Here is a 20,140-nt window from a genome sequence, read left to right as displayed (position 1 = left end):
TAATAAAAAGCTGACTACTTCAAGGACGCATAGTTGTAGAACTGCATTTTGCCATTCCCTATCACCTGAATTTTTTTTAAGTCTTCAGTACCGTTTCTATTGCGTAAATGCAAAGTGACAGTGTTCTCACCGAACGCCAATGGAATTCTGGCATAATTAACCACACTTGGTAAAGATTGCCAGTTACGCGTGTCGGCCTTTTCAGATAGTAAACTATAAAGCTGTAGTCCAAATCCAAGCCCTTCAAGTATGGTATTATCTTTTCCGTTCTTTCCGGAACCTTTGGAGCTCTTCTTCAGCATATATTCTGCACTTTTTTTAACCGCCAGCCGGGTTAAAGTTTTGCTCATTTCTTTTATGAAGCGTTGATCAAGTGTTTTGAAAGCAAGAGTATTGATATCTTCAGTTTTCTCAAATGAAACAGTGTCAAAAGTGGTTGAAAGAGTGGCGGTTGAATAGTAAGCTGGTTGTGCAACGTATTTAGGGTAGGTGGCACGTAAACTAGAAAGTCCATTTAGACCAATATCTCCGGCACCCTGATACGGAATAAATACATTTCCGCCATTGGTAAATACGAGACTTCCATTACTGCCTTTAATCAGAGAGAAGAAAAATTCTTCCTGTTGCTTTACAGGTACAACTCCATTTTCCCAGAAGAAGATCAGTTCTCCACCACTATTTTGTGTCTTGGCAACATACGTTTTTTTAAACTGCTCTTCAAACTTCGATAACTCTGACTTGAATCCATTTTTAGCAGCCATCCGCATCACATCTTCCTTGAGTATTTGGGGCATAGTTGTACCGTACCAATTTTGGTCTTTTGCTCCCTGGTAAACTTCCACAGCATTCCGGTAAGCAATGAAAGCATTATTTACATCACCTGTACTTTCGTAGATAAGGCCTTGCAAAGTCAATGAGAAGGCATCTTTGGAGTAACGATTGTCTTTATTGTTAAACTTATCATCCTGTTCCTGTCCTTGCAGGGTAATGCGTCTCGCCTCAACAACTGCTTCATCCGGCTGATGGAGGTATAAATAGTTTAAGGCTTTGTAATAATGAATCATGAACTTTTCGAAGTCTTCTCCTTTATAATTTTGAGTCATGGGATTTACCAGTGTACCAACTAAAGCATCACCTAATCCACCATTCCCTTTCTCAAGAAGGCCATCAGCTTCATTAAAGTAATTATTGCTTGCCTCGTATTCTCCGTTCAAGTGACTCATCTTACCCCTTTCCATAAGAAATAGTAATTTATTTCGGGGCTTCTGAAGTAAAGAATTTTTGTCGAGTTCCTTGCCGGCATCCGCATAATTACCAGCCCTAACCTGTTTGTAGTAAGTGCCGATCTTGTCGTTGTAACTTGCGCAGCTGGAAAGAAAAAGTATCAATCCGAAAGCAATTGATGCTTTAAAAGTTGGTTTGATCCTGATCATAAGTGTTTAAGCCGTAAAAAGAGTGGCCTAGTTTTTAACTGCCTTAGTGATCCTTTTGTCACCAATCCACACTACTTCATTGGTTTGGATATCAGTTAACTCCATATTTACCTGGTAGTAGACTACTTTATTTCTTTTGTGGGAATCTACTATAGAGTTAATTGATCCCTGCAGTATATAATCCGCACCATTCTCCATTCCAAATTTCTTCATCGTGGAAACAGTTGAATTGTCTTGCTGATCAGCTTTTTCTGCCCGAAGTTCCTCTCTTTTTTTTCCACCCTGTACCAATCTCACTGCGCCATTTTGAAGGAAAGATTGCTCTACATCTTTAACAAATGTTTCTGCATCAATGTGTTCATGGCTTTTATTTTGGACCAGGCCAACAATTATTGTAGGTTTTTTGCCCGCTTTAGCTTCTAGGTGTGTTGATAACCATTTGCTGGAAGTAATACTTTTAGTCATTTCAACAGCCACTATTCTGGAATCTGTTACGTTCCAATTACCACTAATGTCCGGAGCACTTTCTGTACTGATACGTTTAACTTGTCTGGCACATGAAGTGATTGCAATTCCCAAAACTGCAATAGCGATGATATTTTTTAATCTGTTTAAGTTCATTGTTTGTAGGATATATTTTATTTACTAATTTATGCTTTACCAGCCGTAGTTAAAGCCACTTCTCCAAGAACTGCGGCCGTAGTTTCCGTAACCCCAATTATTGAAGCGCATGGTTGGATAGAAAAAGGAGCCTCCATAGTAAGAATTATTGTAAAGGCCACTGTTGTAATTGCTTTCGCGACGAAGCTTTCGTTTTTCTTCTCTGGCTTCGTACCAATCATATGCTTTATAAGTTTGCTGAAGTGTGGTCCCCTGATTTCGAGTTAAAGAATCAGACATATTCATATATTTTGCCCTGCTCTTTTCGTAGCGTGGATTCTGGTCTTTTTCTAGATTTGCCTGTTGAGCGTAGCTGTTTAGATTGAATGTTAACCCCAATAAACAGCTCGCTATCGTCATCAAAGTTCTTTTCATGTTATAAATATTCTGTTGTTCTTTTGTAAAGACGATAAAAAAAAGAAAAGGTTACAAAGCGCAAATAATAATGGCGGCCCAAAGTTGGTCCGCCATTGTATAATTGCCTATTAGAATCCTTTATTTAGCAGGAGTGATTGTTATGGTCTTAATATTGACAGGGTTCCAACTTGCCTTGTCGGAAGTAAGGGAAATTTCATTTTTGCCAGCTTTGTTGAATGTAATTTTTCCTAAGGAAACTTTTTTATAAGTTGTATATCCTCCAGTCGATGGCACCTCGGTGCTTAACGATTCAGTACCGGATGTCAACTTGAATTTACTGTCTCTTTCTGCAGCGACAGAAGTTTCCAAGTTATAAGTTCCAGGTTGCTTAACAATGAACTGCCAGGTTGCTGAAGCCTTAGAATCGACCCAGTATCCAATGTTTTGATCACTACCACCTTCTGCCCGCATCGACTCTCCGCCTGCAACTATGTTGAAGTCGGCGAGACTTGGTAGCAAGGTGATCGTTCCATTTGCTTCCTGAGTTTGAATGTATGTTGTCACTTCAGGCGAGCCCTTGACTGTTAGCTTTATTACTGTTGACACTGGATCTAATGCTTTTTCCGGGACGTTTAAGAACAAATTTCCATCGGATTTTCTGGTTGCTAATGCTGTTCCTTTAGCTAAAAGCTTAGCAGATAGTACCGCATTTTGAAGACCTGGCACTATTAATTTCCCATCTTTAGGCCAGTTATATACCTGCAAATAAATATCTGTATTCCCATTGGGTAAGGCCTTGGTTGTTGCTCTACCCCATGGCAGAACTTTAAATGGGCTCGCTGAACTTCCATAAATAGACTCACTATTTGCTTTCATCCATCTGCCAATATCTTCTAATCTGCTTACTATTTCTGGTGGAAATTTACCGGTCGCTTCCGGACCAACGTTTAATAGATAGTTGCCTCCTTTTGAGGCCGTTTCTATAAGGTTACGAATTAACGAGGTGCTTGTTTTCCAATTGTGGTCGTTGGTTTTAAAGCCCCATGTATCATTCATAGTCATACAAGTTTCCCATAAACCTTTCATACCTGTTGAAGGAATATATTGTTCAGGAGTAAATAAATCACCTTTCACATCACCGCCTAGCCTATCGTTGGTGATAATCTGTGGTTGCAAACTAAGTAAGGGTAAGAATTTTGCAGCCCGTTCTTTGGTCATTTCAGTTGGCACATCCCACCAAAGTTCACAAACGTCACCGTAGTTAGTCAAGATCTCTTTAACCTGTGGAATAGCTACTTTATCAAGATAATCATCGAAACTTCCCTTCTGGGCAGGATCCCAACCGCCATGCGCTATCCCACCACCTTTGTTGCCCCAGTCGTTTGCCTGAGAATAGTAGAAGCCCAGTTTCATTCCGTATTTACGACAAGCATCGGCAAGTGGACGTATCAAATCTTTTCCATAAGGAGAAGCTTTCACCACATTCCAGTCGCTAGCTTTGGAATCAAATAGTGCGAAGCCGTCGTGGTGTTTGGTGGTGATCACGATATATTTCATCCCGGCAGTTTTCGCCATTTGTACCCATTGTTCTGGATTGTATTCCGTAGGATTAAATTTCTTAGCATAATCCTTGTAGGATGCGACAGGAATTTTTGCGTCACTCATGATCCATTCGCCAAGTCCGGGAATGTATTTACCTCCATAATCTCCTGCAGGAATGGTGTAGACGCCCCAATGAATAAACATTCCGAAGCGGGCTTTTTCCCACCAAGCAGTTCTTGATGTCTCTATTTTTGCCGTAATGCGTGATTTTTTAGTTAAGGTGTCAATTTTAATTTCAGCTTGAACAGTTACGGATAAAGTAATTGCGGAAACCCCTAAGAGCAAGCTCTTGGACAGCAGGTTCATTTTGGTCATATTGTTTTTGGTTATTTTGGGTTGTAATGTAAAAATAGCCAAGTATGACGCTGGATTAATAAGCAATAATGCTTTTTATTTAAATGATTTTGGCAAGCATGAGCTAATTTTGCTGGGCTATGACAACTCGTAAAATTTACTATCGACACTGTTACCCATGAAAAAGCCCAACTTCTCCGGCTTGCTTCTTATTTTCTTTTTCAATTCTGGTACTTTCTCTTTGAACTCCACTAAAACCTTTTCGATATCCTGATCGTCAGGTATATTTATAAAAATATGATTTCGATCGCTGGCGATCAACCATTGGGGAAATTTCTGTTTTAAAAGTAGTGCTATCCACTCTTCTTTATAAGCGTTCATAACGTAAAAATAGTAAATCTTCTAATAAATGTCCTTTGGATTTGTATCAAATTACCTACTGCCAAACAGAACCAAACTCCAACTCGTTGATTATAAATAATTAAATCCTTAATTTAGAAATGTTCAAATTATTCCTAGCGTTATGAAAACGAAAATAATACTTCTCTGTCTTTCTGCAATCTTCTTTTTGTCATTCAATGTTTCTGCTCAAGCATTGCAAGGAGGCATCAAAGTAAGCTATTCATCGCAACAGAAAAAAGCGGCTAATGCGCCTTCCTACTATTTCAATGATGTTTTGATGGAGCAAAAAATGTTTTTTTTCGATCCAGGGCACATTGAATCGATTAATATCAAGGAGAATAGCCAGTTTAGTGAAATTTATATCAGAACGAAGCAGGCATATAAGTTAACCTTTCTAACTCCTGTTCAGATTAAAGATAAGTATGCACACTTAACTGCTAAATCAGTTCTATATTTTATAGATGGCACACTCGTAGATGAAAATAATACAAGCGTTGAAGAAGGTTTTGTTTTATCTATAAACGTTGTGACAACCAAATACTCTAATTCGGAATTTGGTAACAGGAAGTTAAGCTTGGTTCAAATTAGTACAAAGTCAAAGGAAAATTTAGCTAAGTCTGCAGAAATAAGAATAAGGGGTTTTGGAAAATAGTTCACTCAGTATATTAGCTACCACACCGTTCTTTTATTGCATCCTTGTAGCGCTGAACAACAGGATGGCCACTGAGCTTTATACACTCATGGTAATATTTCAAAGCCAAATCACAATCATTGTTACTAAAATAGAATATATTTTTCTTGTTATCAAGCCGTTAATTACTTATTTCGAAATACCTGCGTGAACTGCTTTTCTTAAAATACCGTCATCAGTATCTGCACCGTAGTCCCAGTACATTGCGCCGAGCATCCCCCGTTTGAGTAAATAGTCACATTTAATAGCTATTGATTCCGGGGTTTCATAAGTCAGCACAAACTCACCTTTATTGTTTTCCCAATATGGTGCTTTAGCTTCGTCATCCCACATTGGTTTAAAGCCCGTAAGTTTTACGAGCTCTCTGTAATCTATATAACCTTTTATACCATTTCTGCCATGTCCATAGAACGGGATTCCTAATACTAGCCTGCTAATTGGCATTCCGGCATTAACATGTGCATTAATAGCCTCTTCGATAGGCATTCCGTCCGTAAACTTAGATTTAAATAAGCCTGAATGGTGATAAGGTGGACTCGCCATATCGTAGGCCATAATATTGACAAAGTCAACAATTGGAGAGATGGCCTTAAAGTCTATGTACTTAGCCTCAGCTGCAGAAGCGAGCGTCAACAACTTCTTCTTCCCTATAGAGTTTCTAATCTCCTGCATCATCAAAGTGTAGTTTTTGGTGTCATAAGGAGCGTTCGAGATCTTTGCAGCATTACTTGTTGGGTATTCCCAATCGATATCTATACCGTTAAGCCTAAATTCTTTGACCACACGAAGACAATCTTCTGCAAACTTCTTTCTATTCTCTGCAGTTGCTGCCATCTCGCTAAACTTACCACTACCCCAACCTCCGATGGAGAGCATAACTTGCAGTTTGGGGAATTTATCCTTCAGACTAACAATCCTTTTCAGTCTTTCTGAATTATCTATTCGTACGCCATTAAAACTGTCATTTACATGGCCAAAGGCATAGTTAATATGCGTGACATAATTTGGATCAGGCATTACGGTCGTCCAGGAGGTCACATAAGCTACTATTATCGGTTTTGGTTTGGCAGAACATACACCTGTTCCCAAAAGAAGAATCAGGAGTGGCTTGAATAGTTTCATATTTAAATATATATAAATAAAGATGAAAGCCTAGAATTAACATCATTTAACAGTACCAGATTAAATCAAGCGATATCTTTACCTGATGATCCTGAAGATAAAACATCCGCTACTTTTCTTTTTCTTAACACTGGTACCATTATTCAGTGTTGCGCAAAAGATCAACGTTACAGGTACCTTATCGCTGCACAAATCAGGAAATATTGTTTTTGAAAGATTAAAAACAGGAAGTTCTTGGAAAATATGGAAGGGCTCTGATTACAAAACTGAGGTCGACAGCAGTGGTAGGTTCAATTTATCATTTCCTATCGCCCACAGTAGTTTATGGAAAATTTCAATTGGGCATAAAAGATCAAAAATTCACTTAGATGTAAATCAGAATGTCTACCTGGAACTTGACGGCAATTTGGTGGTCAAAAAGATAATTCGACAGGATTTGATTGACTCACCCTTACGCACCAGCTTTTAAAGCAAGGAAAGATTCAATAGTTTTAAAATTCATTTCCTAAATATATTGTTCTGATGAGTATCTTTATTCGGTAACCAAATATTTAATAACCTCTTACATGAAAAATTGGTTCTTTATCATTTGCTCCTTGTTCGCGACGAGCACATTAAAAGTTCAGGGAAATGACTTCGTGGGAACCTGGCAATTATATGTAGCTGATTTTAAAACACATGACGCAGTCTTTATTAAAGGTTTCAATTCTGACGGCGAATTTTATAATTCCTATAATATACTGAGATCCGTGAATCAAACGTTCCTCACGTTTACCTTAACATCACACCAAATTCACCAATTCAATACGAATTTAGCAAAGACAAAAAATACTTAAGTATAAAGGTTGTACTAACCAGTGCTGATGCTAAAAAATACAACTATTGGTCGGAGGTTTGGCAAAGGGTCGAGATAGACGTTTAACCTAAAACGTGGTGCGCAAGTACGTTTTGCACATCGAAAACATTGACGGACTTGTTGAACTTTTTTCTTAAACTTGGAAATGTTTCACTACCTACCCAGATTCTTAATTCGGCATCCAGGTCGAACGTTCCAGCGGTCTCCACACTAAACTTTGAGATGCTTTTATAGGATATGGAAACGTATTCCGTTTTGCTACCCGTCAATCCCTGTACGTCTACAACAATTAAGCGCTTACTTGTAAAAATGAACGTATCCCTAATCAATTTGAAACCGAGTTCTATTTCTTCATTTGCAATTAAAAGTTTCCCATAATCCTTCAACAGTGTTATGTTTTCAACTGTTCCGGCATTGCCCATCAAGGCTGAAAATAATCCCATATCTTTAAATTTGATTTGAATATCAGTATTTGCATGGAAAGTTAGATAAACGTTCTGAATTTTTTCTGTATGAAATTTTATAGAAATAAGCTTCTTAAAATCCTAAAAGACCCATTCCGCAAGCTTCCGTAATCCAAAAATCATTAAAGTAGTGACGATTAATGAGATGGCTACGATAAAAATAGATTACATTTTCCCCACTGCCTAGTGCTTATTCTTTAGGTAATGCGCGTTCATCAATTTTATATTTTTAGTGTTTGCCTTGAAGAAAAAATCAAAGATCTGACCAATAACAGGAATGGCTCCTACAGTTGCGTCAAGTAAAATGTTGAGACTTATCAATACAACCAACTTGTTGCTCGCAACTTTGCTCGCCACGGCCATAAGTAGGCCACCCGAAATTAGAAGTCCTGCCATATCGCCTACAAATGGAACTAAGTTTAGAATCGGGTCGAGACCAAACCTAAACTAAGTACCCGGAAAACGGAACTGTTCATCCATAAGATATGAGAACCTAGAAATCCATGGGAACTGCGGTGATTTGGTATCAAGCCGTTGGTTTACCGATTGTTTCATAGTAGGGTAACTGAAATTGTTTAAAAAATTTTAATATCTTAGAGTAACTTTAAGGGGTCATATGAGCTCAAAAAAACCAAGAAATTATCCGCTTCCGGCAAACGAAAAGCTTCGCGTACAAGCAGTTCGCAACTATGAGATTTTTGATACCGAAGAGGATAAGCACTATGATGCATTAACCTCGCTGGCAGCAATGATTTGCCAAATGCCTATTGCACTGATCACATTTATCGACAATAAAAGGCAGTGGTTCAAATCACACCACGGAACAAACCTCAATGAGAATCTCCGTGAGTATTCTTTTTGTACGCATGCCATTGCCTCAGAGGAAGAAATTATGGTGGTTGACGACGCTACAAAAGATGCGCGTTTTGCAGAAAACCCAATGGTAACGGGACCTACCAAAGTTGCTTTCTATGCGGGTGTTCCATTAGTGAATTCTGATGGTTTTGCATTGGGCACATTGTGTGTTTTCGATCACCAACCTCGAGAATTAAATGCCGATCAAAAGGCAGCATTGGTAATTGTGGCAAACCAGGTCATTGATAAAATTGAGCTTCGTAAGAATATATCCGAACTCGCAGCAGTCAATTTGCACCTTGAACAATCTGAACAACGTAAAGATAATTTCTTAAGCATTGTTAGCCATGAGCTTAAAACGCCTATTACTACCCTTAAAGCCAACCTTCAGATGTTGGAAAGAATCAAAAGCGATCCATTGAGCCCTATTTTCCCCAGGTTGGTGGAGTCCTGCACAAAAAGTGTGGAGAAGATTAATTTAATGGTAGAGGACTTATTAAATATGCATCGATACAGTGAAGATCAATTACATCTCGACAAAACAACTTTCTGTATTTATGATTTGATGCATGTCTGTTGTAATCATGTTCGAATTGATGGTAAATACGAGCTCATTGTGGAGGGGGACAAAAACCAGTTGATTCATGCCGACGAGCATCGTATAGATCAGGTCTTGGTGAATTTCGTAAACAATGCTGTTAAATATGCTCCTGATTCCAGACAAATCAACCTCAAGATATCTAGAGAAGCGGAAAACATTAAGATAGCTGTTACCGATTTTGGCCCTGGGATACCGGAAGAGCATCTTCCGCACCTGTTTGACAGATATTGGAGAGCGAATCATTCCAGTAAAAAATACACCGGATTAGGACTCGGACTTTATATATGTGCCGAGATTGTAAGGCGTCATGATGGCAATATAGGCGTTTATAGTAAGCTTGGGGAAGGAAGTACTTTTTGGTTTACAATTCCTACTGCAGACTAATCTTCTTCCTCAGGATCAAATAATGGTTTGAAAATTAGGGTTGCCCAAATGGATTTGAAAGAAGAGTTAACCAATGTCTTGGTTAACAGTGAGCTTTACAGAAGGTCGTTTGCAAGGTTTGCCAGTTCGCTTCTCTCCCCTTTATCTAATGTTATATGTGCATACAATGGGTGATTCCTTGCACTTTCGATTAAGTAGGAAAGTCCATTACTTTCCGCATCCAAGTATGGAGTATCGATCTGATATATATCTCCGGTAAAAATAATTTTAGTATGTGTTCCGGCTCTTGATATGATTGTTTTAACTTCATGGGGGGTCAGATTCTGAGCCTCATCAACAATAAAAAATATCTTAGTCAGCGTTCTTCCACGGATATAAGCCAATGGAGTGATGACAATTTTTTCGGTTTTTACAAAGTCATCTATGCGCGACTGCACCTTTGGATCACTGTTAAATTGTTCTTTGATGAACTTGAGATTATCCCATATTGGAGCCATGTAAGGATCAATCTTAGACTTTACATCTCCAGGTAAAAATCCAAGATCTTTGTTGCTTAGCGCCACTATTGGTCTGGTGACAAAGATTTGTCTATAGTCTTTTCGCTGTTCAAGGGCAGCAGCAAGTGATAAAAGCGTCTTTCCTGTTCCGGCCTTACCCTGAATGGTAATTAACTTTATTTCCGGATTTAGTAACGCATGAATTGCAAATGCCTGTTCATGATTACGGGGAGAAATATTGAATACGGATCTTCTTTCAACAGGATAAAGTTGCCGGCTCTTGGAATTGAACCATACAGGAGTAGCTTTTCGACCAGTTTTAAGGACGTAGAAGAGGTTGGCTGCTTCAGAAGGAAGGTCCAATGGTTCCACTCCGATACTTCCTTCCTCCTTTAATTTATGAATATATGCTTCTGGTACTTTTGTAATTACTGCCTTTCCTGAATAGAGTTCGTCAACGTTCTTGACTTTGCCAGTTTCATAATCTTCAGCATTTAAGTCCAGCGATTTTGCCTTGAGCCGTAAACAGATATCCTTTGAAACAAGGATCACCTTGCTCAAAGGATATTCCTGCTTTATACTTAAAGCAGCATTAAGGATTCTATGGTCGATCTTATTGTTTCCAAACACCAATTCAGCATCCAGATGTTTGGTTTTGGAATCTATCACTACCTTGAATCTGCCCGTTTTACTTCCAATCAATGGGATCCACTCATTAATAAGCTGATCTACGGACATTTTATCAATCAACCTAATGAAATTTCTGGCCTCTGCATTCCTGGTCTCGTTACCACTTTTCATGTTATCTAATTCTTCCAGAACTTGAATAGGAATCGCAACATCGTGCTCCTGAAAGTTATTAAATGCATTGTGGTCATACAAGATAACAGAGGTATCTAGAACGAAGATTTTCTTGTGAGCGGCGGACTGTTTTTTCATAGTTAAAACATAAAGTAAACTTTGAATGCTAAGTTGTTAATTAATCCGTCGCTCGAAAGACTAAAGTACGAATTCTTCGATGAATAACTTTGATTTTCGGCGATCTCATTAAACTCTGTTTTACTGTAGTAAATCCCTGTAGAAATTAGACTAGTCTCCAACGCCCATCTTTTTGAGATAAACCAGGTAAGACCTCCCGAAGCGGTCAGTGAATAATTATTTGTTTTAGTATTTCGATCGAAAGCATTTGGTGCATTAGTTTTACCTTTAGAATAGAGAAATTGCGCGGATGCGCCTGTGTAGGCATAGAAAGTTTTCACGAGTGGGAAATAGCGCTGATAGTTTACGGCTCCACCGAATCCTTTATCTTCTCTAGAATCATAGGATCCGAAATAATCACTATTGGACTTATTGTAGAGTAATTCTAACCCAACTTTGTTGTTATCCTTAACAAATAACCCATATCCTAACCTAAATGCGGAGTTCGTTATCTTACTCGTCTGATCTGATGTGAGTGTATTGTTTTTTACTTCACTTGTACTGGACGAGATGCCAAGACTAATAGTGCTGGTACCCTGTGTTTGAGAATAACCGTACAAGGAAAAAAATACTGCAGTGGTAGTAAGAAATCGTTTCTTCATTTTGGTGTGTTTAAGCCACCAATATAAGTTGATAAATCCTATAAACAAAGAAAACGGAGGCCTCTTCATTCGATTTGGCTCTCCGTTCTCGACCTTAGAAACCGTAGTCTGCTAAGGTCATCATCTACTTTTGTACATGTTCTAATGCTATTTTCGAGTCTTTCTTGAAAGATAGTCGATCGCTGCAATGTCTGTCTGATACAGTTATCTTTTTAAACCGAAGGTTTAATGACTAAAATGCATGTTGTTTGTTTCCAAGTCAACAGCAAATCCTGCTCAATATGAATTTCCAGATTCTTAGTCCGTAGACTATTGCTCTTTTCGGAATTCTTCAGACTGTCAATGTACTCCGTATTTGGTAAAACTAATTTACAACCTTTTTAAACTTTTTCAAAAAAAAGAAGGATATACTTTTGCACAACTTTTAAACAGGTCTAAGGGACTTTGTTAACATCAAGAGGATGATAATAACATTTATTTACTAATTATCAACAAAATCTCAAAATACTGCTATTTCATAGCATCTAATTCCTGCTGGGTAAAAGCTTTATCTCTATTCTTTGAACCAGCCCTAACAGCAGAAACATCCTTGACATCGACTTGACCTGAGTTATTTTGCCATGATGTTCTAAGAAAACTTAACAGCTGCGAGATATCTTCATCATTGATTTCTTCTGAATGCGCAATGGCTGGCATCTCTCCAGAGATCTCCGGTGCATTATACAGGTAACCGTTAACCTTAATAGGCCCAGTAAGTCCAAAAAGAACAATGGAGATCAGCTTTTTCTTATTGCCATTAACCCATTCGGATTTGTTTAGCGGCGGTGCCAGCGATTTGATTCCATTGCCGTCAGGACCATGACAGGTTTGGCAGGTAGATTGAAACACCTTCAGCCCTTTTGGGTAAAGTTTAGCAACCATTGCGGGGTCCCTGTTTTTCTGAGCTGCCCTAATGCTATTGATTACTTTTCTAAACTGTTTATGAATCCTTTGATTGGTGTCTGGAACCAGTATAGCCACCTTATGCTCAAATAATTCTTCCTGGAAAGCTAGGTTACTAATAATTGCGTCAGCTACAAAATTGCTGTTCTTGTATTTATTAGCCAGACTCAAAAGCAAGTTCTCGGAGAAAGTGGGGTCATACGGTTTAACAAAATTTGCGCAAAAGGCAAGGTAAGGCATCAATCTTTCATCACCGGTATCAAAAATTCGTTGCATTGCCGCTGCGTACTTAACTGAAGATTGCAAATTGATTACTGAAGGCAACGCGGTCAATGCCTGAACTCTAACGTGCCAATCTTTACGATCCATCAGTTTTAATAGATCCTGTGTTTCTAAAGCGTTCAAACCTTCAAGTACCCACATGGAATGGATGGATTTCAGGCTATTTGTCGTATCATTAAGAGCCCTTTTAAGAAATGGGATTGTAGCCGATAAGTGTCGATCTTGAATTGCTTGCTGCGCCATGTCTCTAATAAAACCATTTTTATTACCCAGTTGATTTACCAAAGCTTCTGGTTCTGAGGCAATTAACGTACTTACAATCTTCTTTCCCTTCCTTATTATCTTATAAATCCTTCCGCAAGAAAGCGGGGCAGATAAATCTCTTATCTTAATTTGATTGATTAGGTATGGGGTCTCATAAGTTTTGTGCTGGATAATGCCCCGATACATATCAAGCACATACATAGCCCCATCCGGACCATTATACAAGGCAACTGGCCTAAAACGCTCATCTATACTGGTTAAAAACTCCCGACCGGAATACGCTTGTTTTCCTTTTACAGCTAGCCCCTCCTCATTTAAGATGTTTCTTTTTATAAGGTTCGCCGAAGGTTCGGGAACAAATGCATTGAAATTATATTCATCGCCAAACAGTCCCCCCCGGTAAACCAATGGTCCACAGGCGGCTGTAAAATTGACCAGTCTCAAGCTATCGTCCAACATTCCAGGTATGTAACCTCTGTTTATTCCTAAATTAGGTCTTGCTGGATAGACCCTGTTGTTTGGAACGGGACGTTCATTGTATCCGCTGACACCTTTCTGATTGGCATTGGAAAACCCAAAACCAGGACTGAAATAATCACCTTCAACATTCGAAGAGTTTCCATTGTAGTAAAGCCTTCCATAGTTGTCTTGACTAATCCCCCACTGCCCTCTAAAATGCGTGTTTTCAATTTTCCATTTATTCCCATACTTACGGTATCGTTTGCTTGATTTGGCATTATATATCCAATTGTCCAGTGCCCTTAGCAAACCATTTGGCTGATGCTCCACATTGCCATCGATCGCATACTTCGCATCTACCAGTGTTTTTTTTACTGGTTTATCATTTTCAATAGTATAGTACCAAAGATTGGGAGATTCTGCAACCAATATACCATTATCAATAAGGCAAATGGCCCTGGGTAGAATCAACGAATCAAGAAATATTTTACGGGTGTCAAAAACACCATCCTTGTTTTGATCCTCCAGTATAACGACCTTGCCATTAGGCACATCTTCACCACGACCAAGTGTATCAGGCATATATCCTGTCATTTCAACCACCCACATTCTGCCTCTAGTATCAAAAGACATCGCTACTGGAGTGCTTATCAATGGTTCAGAAGCAATTAGCTTAACTTCAAAACCATCTTCCACCTTCATTTTACTTGTGGATTGTGAAGCCGAAACTACTGGAGACTTACTAAAATCTACCTGCTCATTTAGGGCAAGATTTGCTGTTGCAGCCTTTTTATAACTCTGACACTGGTAAAGTGTGAAGAGTATAACGGCCAATAATATATAATTAAATCGCTTCATTATCTTTGTGTTACACAAATCTAAAAAGTTCTGTGATATAATTACAGTGTTTTTAATATCAGTCTTGTTACGAAGTTAACGAGTTGAAGCAACTTATTTTGATTTAAGATGACAGAACTTTGCCCTAAGATTTTCATCTTTGTTTAAACACAAACCTACATGAAACATCTTTTGATCACTTTTCTTCTTTTAGCTTCCAGTAGATTCGCATTTTCACAAGATCCATTACCTGGTTCGTTGATGCCAAAAGCTTTATTCTATAAATCGAATGGAAAGAGTTTTTCAACAGATCAAATCGGAAAGGATAAGAAATCATTACTTATGTTTTATGATGCCACCTGTGAACATTGTCAGCAGGTAGCCCTGAACCTTTCAAAAAAAAGTAAAGAGCTTTCCCGAATCAATATATTTATGATAAGTCTGGACGAGGCAAAATCAATTAATTATTTCATGGGAACTTTTGCGAAGCCACTTCAGGCAATGAAAACAGTAACCGTATTGCAGGATAGGGATATGGTTTTCATTCCTATCTTTCATCCTAAACAATACCCCTCATTATACCTATACGGTAAGGATAAACGATTGATATTCTTTACAAACAAAGAAAATGAGGTCGGTAAGTTCTTCATTCTCATTAAGTAGCCTTAAGTTTTGAGTGCCAGTTTGCCTATTCGCGTTGTTCTTGCGATTAGCATCCAGGCAAAGGCTGCACCAACAAGAGCCATAAGAGATCCGACCCAAACTGGTGAGGTATAATCATAACCTGCAGCTAAGGGCAGCCCTCCTAAAAATGCGCCCAACGCGTTACCGATATTGAAACTCGCCTGACTAACCGATGCAGCAAGCATTTCCGAGCCTTTCGCTGTGTTGATCATTAACATCTGGATTGGTGATGCAGAGGCAAATGCAATAGCGCCGGTAAGAAATGTCATAATCAAGGATGCAGACCGATTTGCAGATACATAATGCATAATGAAAAGTACCGCAGACATAGCCAGCAATAACGAAATTGTCGCTTTTGCTGGAGAAAAACGATCTGCCAATTTTCCCCCTATAAAATTACCAACCAACATTCCCAATCCTGCAATAACCAATACATAGGTGATGGCAGATGGCTGGAATCCCGAAACTTCTATTAATAATGGTGCGATATAACTATACCAGGAAAATAGACCTCCTGTTCCAACAGCGATCATGAGAATAATTATCCAAGACTCTGGTTGTTTGAAAAATGCGAGCTCTTGAGCAAGGTTCCTGTTTTTGGTGGCAGTTATTGCTGGCATCCAGGACTTTATGCTAACCATTGTTATGATCCCAACAATTACAATAATAATAAAGGTGTATCGCCAGGAATAGTTGTGGCCTATATATGTTCCAAGAGGAACCCCAATTACGTTTGCAATAGTTAAGCCGGCAAACATCAATGAGACCGACTGAGCTTCTTTACCCTTATCTGCAATTCTACTTGCGACTACAGAACCTACTCCAAAAAAAGCTCCGTGAGGTAAACCAGCAAGCAATCTAGCAGCGAACATCATATCGTAATCTGGTGCAAATGCAGAAAGAGCATTGAATACCGTAAACATAAGCATTAGGACCATCAAGATCTTCTTGGGCGGGTAGCTACCCGCAATAACCACAAGTAAGGGAGCGCCAATCACAACTCCTAGTGCGTATGCCGAAATGAGATGACCTGCCTCAGGTATAGAAATAGACAGGTCTTTGGCGATATCCGGTAATAAACCCATCATCACAAATTCTGTGATGCCGATGCCAAGTCCACCAAGGGTCAAAGCGAGTAAACTCTTCTTCATATCTAAAAGTAGTTAGTGTATAAATTACACAAAGCAAAAATAGCGGAATAATTGGCAAAGACCGTCGGTTTTTAGTAAAAAATATCTTGTAGGTGCTTGCTCTTTTGAGGATTCCGGAATTAAGAACTGCAAATAACAAACACTTTAAAACACATTGGTACGGAATGTGTTAGAATTATCAAAAATATAATAATATGAATTATAAGAAATTAATATCCAATCGCGTCTTAGATCTGTCTAGATGTTCAACGGATAAATCCGGAGCAGTTGTCGCCCTTTTAGCAGGTTTAGCAGTAGGCGCAGTTTTGGGTGTTTTGTTCGCACCAGACAGCGGAAAAAATACAAGAGAAAAAATCTCTGATAAAGCACTTGATCTTGCCGACAATGCTAAGGACAGTTTACACTCTATAAAAGATAAGGTAAGCTATGGCAAAGACGGCTTGGTAAATTTAAAAGACCGTTTTGTTGATGGTGTGAAAGGTAAAGTTGAAACTGCTTCTCAAGAATTTAATGACTTTAGAAATTCAGAATTGTCTAAAACAAATGTAGAAACAACAGATAATGAGGAGAATGCATAATTTGAAAAATAGCTAAAAAGTTTAGTTTGGTAACAATGGTTCTGTGCACAAAAAAATAGTTTTGCGAATAAGTAAGTTTTTTCAACCACTCTATGATTAAATTATAGAGACTTGTTTGATTTGATAACAAATCCAGAAAACTTAACCTATTTTAAAAATTAAATTACCCTGAACTATGAGCCAACCAAGAATCTGTGTAAAACAAAAAAAGTATAAGTTAGAGGACTATTTAAATAAACTTACTCATCATGAGTATAGATTTGCTAGGAATATATTGCCGAAAGTTATAGGTAAGTGTAATAACACCCTCAATAATTATATTAATATCCTCAGCGACTCTAATGAAGAAATTCCATACTCTGTAGGTTTAAAACTAGAGCAGTTCTTCGGAATAGAACATGGCTGCATTGGCCACGCAAAGGAGGAGGAAGTAAATTTCGATTTATTATATGATGAATGGCGCAATAAGAGGATTGACAGTAGCACACTCTCAAAGCAATCGGCCAAGGCCAGTGAATAAATGCTTGAAATGAAGCGCATAGTATTAACTTTGCGCGTAAATATGAGAGGGCGCATTTACCACCCTCTTTTAGTATAATTAAATGATAGCAAAAGGACAATACAACGATTTAAGGATCATCAAAAAAACGGAAAGCGGATTGATTTTAACAGAAGGAGAAACAGAGGTGTTGCTTCCATATTTTGATGTACCCAAAAACGCTGAAATTGGCGATAATATTAATGTATTTGCTTATGTGCAAAAAGATGGGAAACTAATTGCTACAACCAAAAAGCCTTTAGCATGTGTTGGCGACTTTGCATACCTTACAGTTGTGGATGACAATGGGGACGGAGCTTTTATGGATCTTGGCTTAGATAAGGATATTTTTGTCCCATCAAGAGAGCAAAAAAGACCCATGTTTAAAGGTGATAGTCATGTTGTCTATTTACTTTTGGATGAAAGCAATGATCGAATGATCGCCTCATCGAAGCTATTAAACTTTGTGGAAGTCGAAGAGATAAATCTCGAAGAAGGAGACGAGGTTAGCTTGCTGGTTGTTGATAGGTCTGATTTAGGATACAACGCCATAATAGATAACAAGTATATAGGCCTCCTTTACACTAATGAATTGTTTGAACTTTTAAATCCGGGAGAAACTAGAAAAGGCTGGGTTAAGAAAATAAGGGTTGAAGGTAAGATCGACCTTAGCCTACAAACGATGGGTTATGGTCACATCCTCGACAATAAAGATTCGATCCTTGAAGAGTTGAAGTACTCAGGTGGAACAATCGGGTTGGGCGATAAAAGCTCGCCTGAAGAAATTTACAGTCGGTTCAAAATCAGTAAGAATGCTTTCAAGAAGGTTATTGGTGGTCTATATAAAGATCGAATTATTGCCATTTCGGATTACGAGATCAAGATTCTTGTCGATCATGAGGCAGAATAATTAAAAACTAAAACCGATCGATACATAAGGCATAGTTGGTTCTTTAGAAAACCTTACTGTTGCTTGTACAAAGATAATCTGACAGTGCAAGACGTAAAGTCCCCCGCCGATGCCTTTGTCCTTCAGAAATTCGAAACATAATTCGACACCTTTTGCTTCATGATCAGTTGTACTAAATAAATAGCCAATGTCATGGTACCAGCTCGCTGCCAATACAATAAAAAAATCCTGATCGGAGAGTTGATAGTGGTTCGCAATCTTAACTGTGTTCACAACTACATGTTCAGTGTGCTCCAGGTTGTGATAGTAAAAGCGTTTGTGCTTGTTCGCTCGAAAAAGGCACCTGACATGCGTTCGAAGGTATTCTAATGTTTCACGATAATTCATCATATATGATATTTCATCGATTAAATAAGAATCAAGGTTTAATTTTAATCTGCAAACTTTAAAGTTGCCTGCATCAAGAATACATTGTATGGAAACCACATAGACATGTTGAAGTAAATCTCATTACCTCTACTTGAAGCCGGAATCATAAAGGCCCCGTAGAATCCTGGATAATCCCTAGCATTAGCCAAAATTTTTTCACTACTCCATATTCCACTGACTTCAAGAGCATCTCTCATCACCAAGGTGCCTTCTTTTTCGTTCATGTAAGTTACTACCCATCGTTTATATTTCAAATTATATAGTAAAGATGCTTCTCCAATAGGCCCTTCAATAATTGGAGTGGCAAGAGTTTCAGCTTCTTTAAGCCATCCGTGCCACTTATTCCAATATTCATACTTAGGCTGCTGCAAAATATCTTCCTCTTTGAACCTCGCGAGATAAGCCGCTCCTGATCTTCCAGCAGGGGTGCCAAGCATAAAAATAAACCCTTCAGATTTAGCGTAAGCTATTTGCGCAAAATTACTGGTATCACTGAAACGTACTGTTGGGCATTTGATCCAGTTCAACCCCTGATCCTTCGATTGGAAAATCCCGGAATAATTCGTAGTCCACGAACCTGGACCTCCCCATTTCCTCACATCCATGTAATGAACATAATCTGTTCCTTTGATATTTATGGCCGCCGTTGGAATTGCAGTATGACTTCCAGTACCGTTTGTAATATGTGGACTTGGAATGAGTTCATGTGCAATCATGGTATCAAATGTCAATCCGTCATTTAGATTTTTATCTGTAGATATACCTAATACATTTGATCTCCAGTTCCCTGCCTTCCCAGGCCCTCCGCCAGGTACTGATTTGAAATCTCGTCCATAGGTGTCGCCGAAAAAGAATCCTGTTTTTCCATTGCCCATGTCCCACGCAATTCCCAGATCAGTTCCGCCAACATCATAGTGCTTGTCAGTGGTATTTGGATTCGGGAGTAGTTCGTTTGCCTCAGACTTGCCTGTTACCCTAGAAATCTGCCGAACATCAGTAGGAATCAGTTCCTTCGGAATTGATTGACCAAAAGAGGTGTAAGTAATTACAAAGCAACAAATTAGGATATTAAATATCAGTAGTCTCATATCAATTCCAATAAATCTTTCCTTGACAAATTCTTAAATATGGATTCTTCCGATTTGATCAAATCCTTCGCAATGTCCATTTTAGTAGATTGCATTTTCATAATCTTTTCTTCCACAGTATCCGGACAAATCAACCTAATTGCCACTACATTCTTGTTTTGCCCAATTCTATAGGCACGG

The 20,140-nt window shown here is 38.6% G+C and carries 21 protein-coding genes and 1 pseudogene; 7 read left to right on the top strand and 15 right to left on the bottom strand.

Annotated features, from left to right (window positions below):
• Positions 1-14 precede the first annotated feature (14 nt).
• From ACHFIZ_RS17360 to ACHFIZ_RS17340, 5 genes are all read right to left on the bottom strand, one after another.
• Positions 15-1,433, bottom strand: a complete 1,419-nt coding sequence (locus tag ACHFIZ_RS17360) for a COG3014 family protein (RefSeq protein WP_410888158.1) — start codon at positions 1,431-1,433, stop codon at positions 15-17.
• A 27-nt stretch (positions 1,434-1,460) separates the two neighbouring features.
• On the bottom strand, positions 1,461-2,054 hold the full coding sequence (locus ACHFIZ_RS17355; protein WP_410888156.1) for a penicillin-binding protein activator LpoB: 594 nt from the start codon (positions 2,052-2,054) through the stop codon (positions 1,461-1,463).
• Between the two features lie 36 nt (positions 2,055-2,090).
• Complete coding sequence (locus tag ACHFIZ_RS17350; RefSeq protein WP_410888155.1) at positions 2,091-2,468, bottom strand: hypothetical protein; 378 nt, start codon at positions 2,466-2,468, stop codon at positions 2,091-2,093.
• A gap of 120 nt (positions 2,469-2,588) precedes the next feature.
• Positions 2,589-4,367: an alpha-L-fucosidase gene (locus ACHFIZ_RS17345; protein ID WP_410888153.1), complete on the bottom strand. Its 1,779-nt coding sequence runs from the start codon at positions 4,365-4,367 to the stop codon at positions 2,589-2,591.
• Positions 4,368-4,484: 117 nt separating this feature from the next.
• Positions 4,485-4,727 carry a hypothetical protein gene (locus ACHFIZ_RS17340; RefSeq protein WP_410888151.1) on the bottom strand — a complete coding sequence of 81 codons (243 nt, stop codon included), beginning with the start codon at positions 4,725-4,727 and terminating at the stop codon, positions 4,485-4,487.
• Between the two features lie 142 nt (positions 4,728-4,869).
• On the opposite strand from ACHFIZ_RS17340, the gene ACHFIZ_RS17335 reads away from it, so the two are divergent.
• Complete coding sequence (locus ACHFIZ_RS17335) at positions 4,870-5,400, top strand: hypothetical protein (RefSeq protein WP_410888149.1); 531 nt, start codon at positions 4,870-4,872, stop codon at positions 5,398-5,400.
• A gap of 168 nt (positions 5,401-5,568) precedes the next feature.
• Here ACHFIZ_RS17335 and ACHFIZ_RS17330 read toward each other — a convergent pair whose 3' ends face one another.
• The gene (locus ACHFIZ_RS17330) at positions 5,569-6,561 is read right to left on the bottom strand and encodes a glycoside hydrolase family 18 protein (protein WP_410888147.1); all 993 of its coding nucleotides are present in this window, start codon (positions 6,559-6,561) and stop codon (positions 5,569-5,571) included.
• A gap of 85 nt (positions 6,562-6,646) precedes the next feature.
• On the opposite strand from ACHFIZ_RS17330, the gene ACHFIZ_RS17325 reads away from it, so the two are divergent.
• Positions 6,647-7,030 carry a hypothetical protein gene (locus ACHFIZ_RS17325; protein ID WP_410888145.1) on the top strand — a complete coding sequence of 128 codons (384 nt, stop codon included), beginning with the start codon at positions 6,647-6,649 and terminating at the stop codon, positions 7,028-7,030.
• A 449-nt stretch (positions 7,031-7,479) separates the two neighbouring features.
• Here ACHFIZ_RS17325 and ACHFIZ_RS17320 read toward each other — a convergent pair whose 3' ends face one another.
• Both ACHFIZ_RS17320 and ACHFIZ_RS17315 read right to left on the bottom strand, forming a co-directional pair.
• A complete protein-coding gene (locus ACHFIZ_RS17320) occupies positions 7,480-7,860 on the bottom strand; it encodes a PH domain-containing protein (protein WP_410888144.1) in 381 nt (126 codons plus the stop codon).
• Positions 7,861-8,064: 204 nt separating this feature from the next.
• A pseudogene (locus ACHFIZ_RS17315) lies at positions 8,065-8,316 on the bottom strand (DUF4112 domain-containing protein); the annotation flags it as partial.
• Positions 8,317-8,497: 181 nt separating this feature from the next.
• On the opposite strand from ACHFIZ_RS17315, the gene ACHFIZ_RS17310 reads away from it, so the two are divergent.
• Positions 8,498-9,721: an ATP-binding protein gene (locus tag ACHFIZ_RS17310; RefSeq protein ID WP_410888142.1), complete on the top strand. Its 1,224-nt coding sequence runs from the start codon at positions 8,498-8,500 to the stop codon at positions 9,719-9,721.
• A gap of 95 nt (positions 9,722-9,816) precedes the next feature.
• Here ACHFIZ_RS17310 and ACHFIZ_RS17305 read toward each other — a convergent pair whose 3' ends face one another.
• The 3 genes from ACHFIZ_RS17305 to ACHFIZ_RS17295 all read right to left on the bottom strand — a co-directional run bounded on the left by ACHFIZ_RS17305 (position 9,817) and on the right by ACHFIZ_RS17295 (position 14,603).
• Complete coding sequence (locus tag ACHFIZ_RS17305) at positions 9,817-11,157, bottom strand: PhoH family protein (RefSeq protein WP_410888140.1); 1,341 nt, start codon at positions 11,155-11,157, stop codon at positions 9,817-9,819.
• Between the two features lie 2 nt (positions 11,158-11,159).
• A complete protein-coding gene (locus tag ACHFIZ_RS17300; protein WP_410888138.1) occupies positions 11,160-11,798 on the bottom strand; it encodes a hypothetical protein in 639 nt (212 codons plus the stop codon).
• Positions 11,799-12,308: 510 nt separating this feature from the next.
• A complete protein-coding gene (locus tag ACHFIZ_RS17295) occupies positions 12,309-14,603 on the bottom strand; it encodes a c-type cytochrome (protein WP_410888137.1) in 2,295 nt (764 codons plus the stop codon).
• Between the two features lie 159 nt (positions 14,604-14,762).
• Here ACHFIZ_RS17295 and ACHFIZ_RS17290 point away from each other — a divergent pair, with 159 nt between their 5' ends.
• Positions 14,763-15,245: a peroxiredoxin family protein gene (locus tag ACHFIZ_RS17290; protein WP_410888135.1), complete on the top strand. Its 483-nt coding sequence runs from the start codon at positions 14,763-14,765 to the stop codon at positions 15,243-15,245.
• 2 nt (positions 15,246-15,247) lie between these two features.
• Here the strand turns inward: ACHFIZ_RS17290 and ACHFIZ_RS17285 are convergent, their stop codons facing one another.
• Positions 15,248-16,417 carry an MFS transporter gene (locus ACHFIZ_RS17285; protein ID WP_410888133.1) on the bottom strand — a complete coding sequence of 390 codons (1,170 nt, stop codon included), beginning with the start codon at positions 16,415-16,417 and terminating at the stop codon, positions 15,248-15,250.
• Between the two features lie 194 nt (positions 16,418-16,611).
• Between ACHFIZ_RS17285 and ACHFIZ_RS17280 the strand changes: the two genes are divergently transcribed.
• From ACHFIZ_RS17280 to ACHFIZ_RS17270, 3 genes are all read left to right on the top strand, one after another.
• The gene (locus tag ACHFIZ_RS17280) at positions 16,612-16,995 is read left to right on the top strand and encodes a YtxH domain-containing protein (RefSeq protein ID WP_410888132.1); all 384 of its coding nucleotides are present in this window, start codon (positions 16,612-16,614) and stop codon (positions 16,993-16,995) included.
• Positions 16,996-17,170: 175 nt separating this feature from the next.
• The gene (locus ACHFIZ_RS17275) at positions 17,171-17,515 is read left to right on the top strand and encodes a hypothetical protein (protein WP_410888130.1); all 345 of its coding nucleotides are present in this window, start codon (positions 17,171-17,173) and stop codon (positions 17,513-17,515) included.
• Between the two features lie 82 nt (positions 17,516-17,597).
• Positions 17,598-18,443: a S1 RNA-binding domain-containing protein gene (locus ACHFIZ_RS17270; RefSeq protein WP_410888128.1), complete on the top strand. Its 846-nt coding sequence runs from the start codon at positions 17,598-17,600 to the stop codon at positions 18,441-18,443.
• On the opposite strand, the gene ACHFIZ_RS17265 is transcribed toward ACHFIZ_RS17270, so the two are convergent.
• From ACHFIZ_RS17265 to ACHFIZ_RS17255, 3 genes are all read right to left on the bottom strand, one after another.
• Positions 18,444-18,833, bottom strand: a complete 390-nt coding sequence (locus ACHFIZ_RS17265) for a hypothetical protein (protein ID WP_410888126.1) — start codon at positions 18,831-18,833, stop codon at positions 18,444-18,446.
• 41 nt (positions 18,834-18,874) lie between these two features.
• Entirely contained in the window at positions 18,875-19,960 is a 1,086-nt protein-coding gene (locus tag ACHFIZ_RS17260; RefSeq protein WP_410888124.1) for a DUF4185 domain-containing protein, read from the bottom strand.
• Positions 19,957-20,140: hypothetical protein (locus ACHFIZ_RS17255; RefSeq protein ID WP_410888122.1), on the bottom strand; the 184-nt coding region annotated here is incomplete at its 5' end. The genes ACHFIZ_RS17255 and ACHFIZ_RS17260, both read right to left, overlap by 4 nt.

The sequence above is a fragment of the Pedobacter sp. JCM 36344 genome (assembly GCF_046546555.1).
Classification (GTDB): domain Bacteria; phylum Bacteroidota; class Bacteroidia; order Sphingobacteriales; family Sphingobacteriaceae; genus Pedobacter.
The sequence above is the reverse complement of the archived record's forward strand: the minus strand, read 5'-3'. Positions and strand labels throughout refer to the sequence as shown.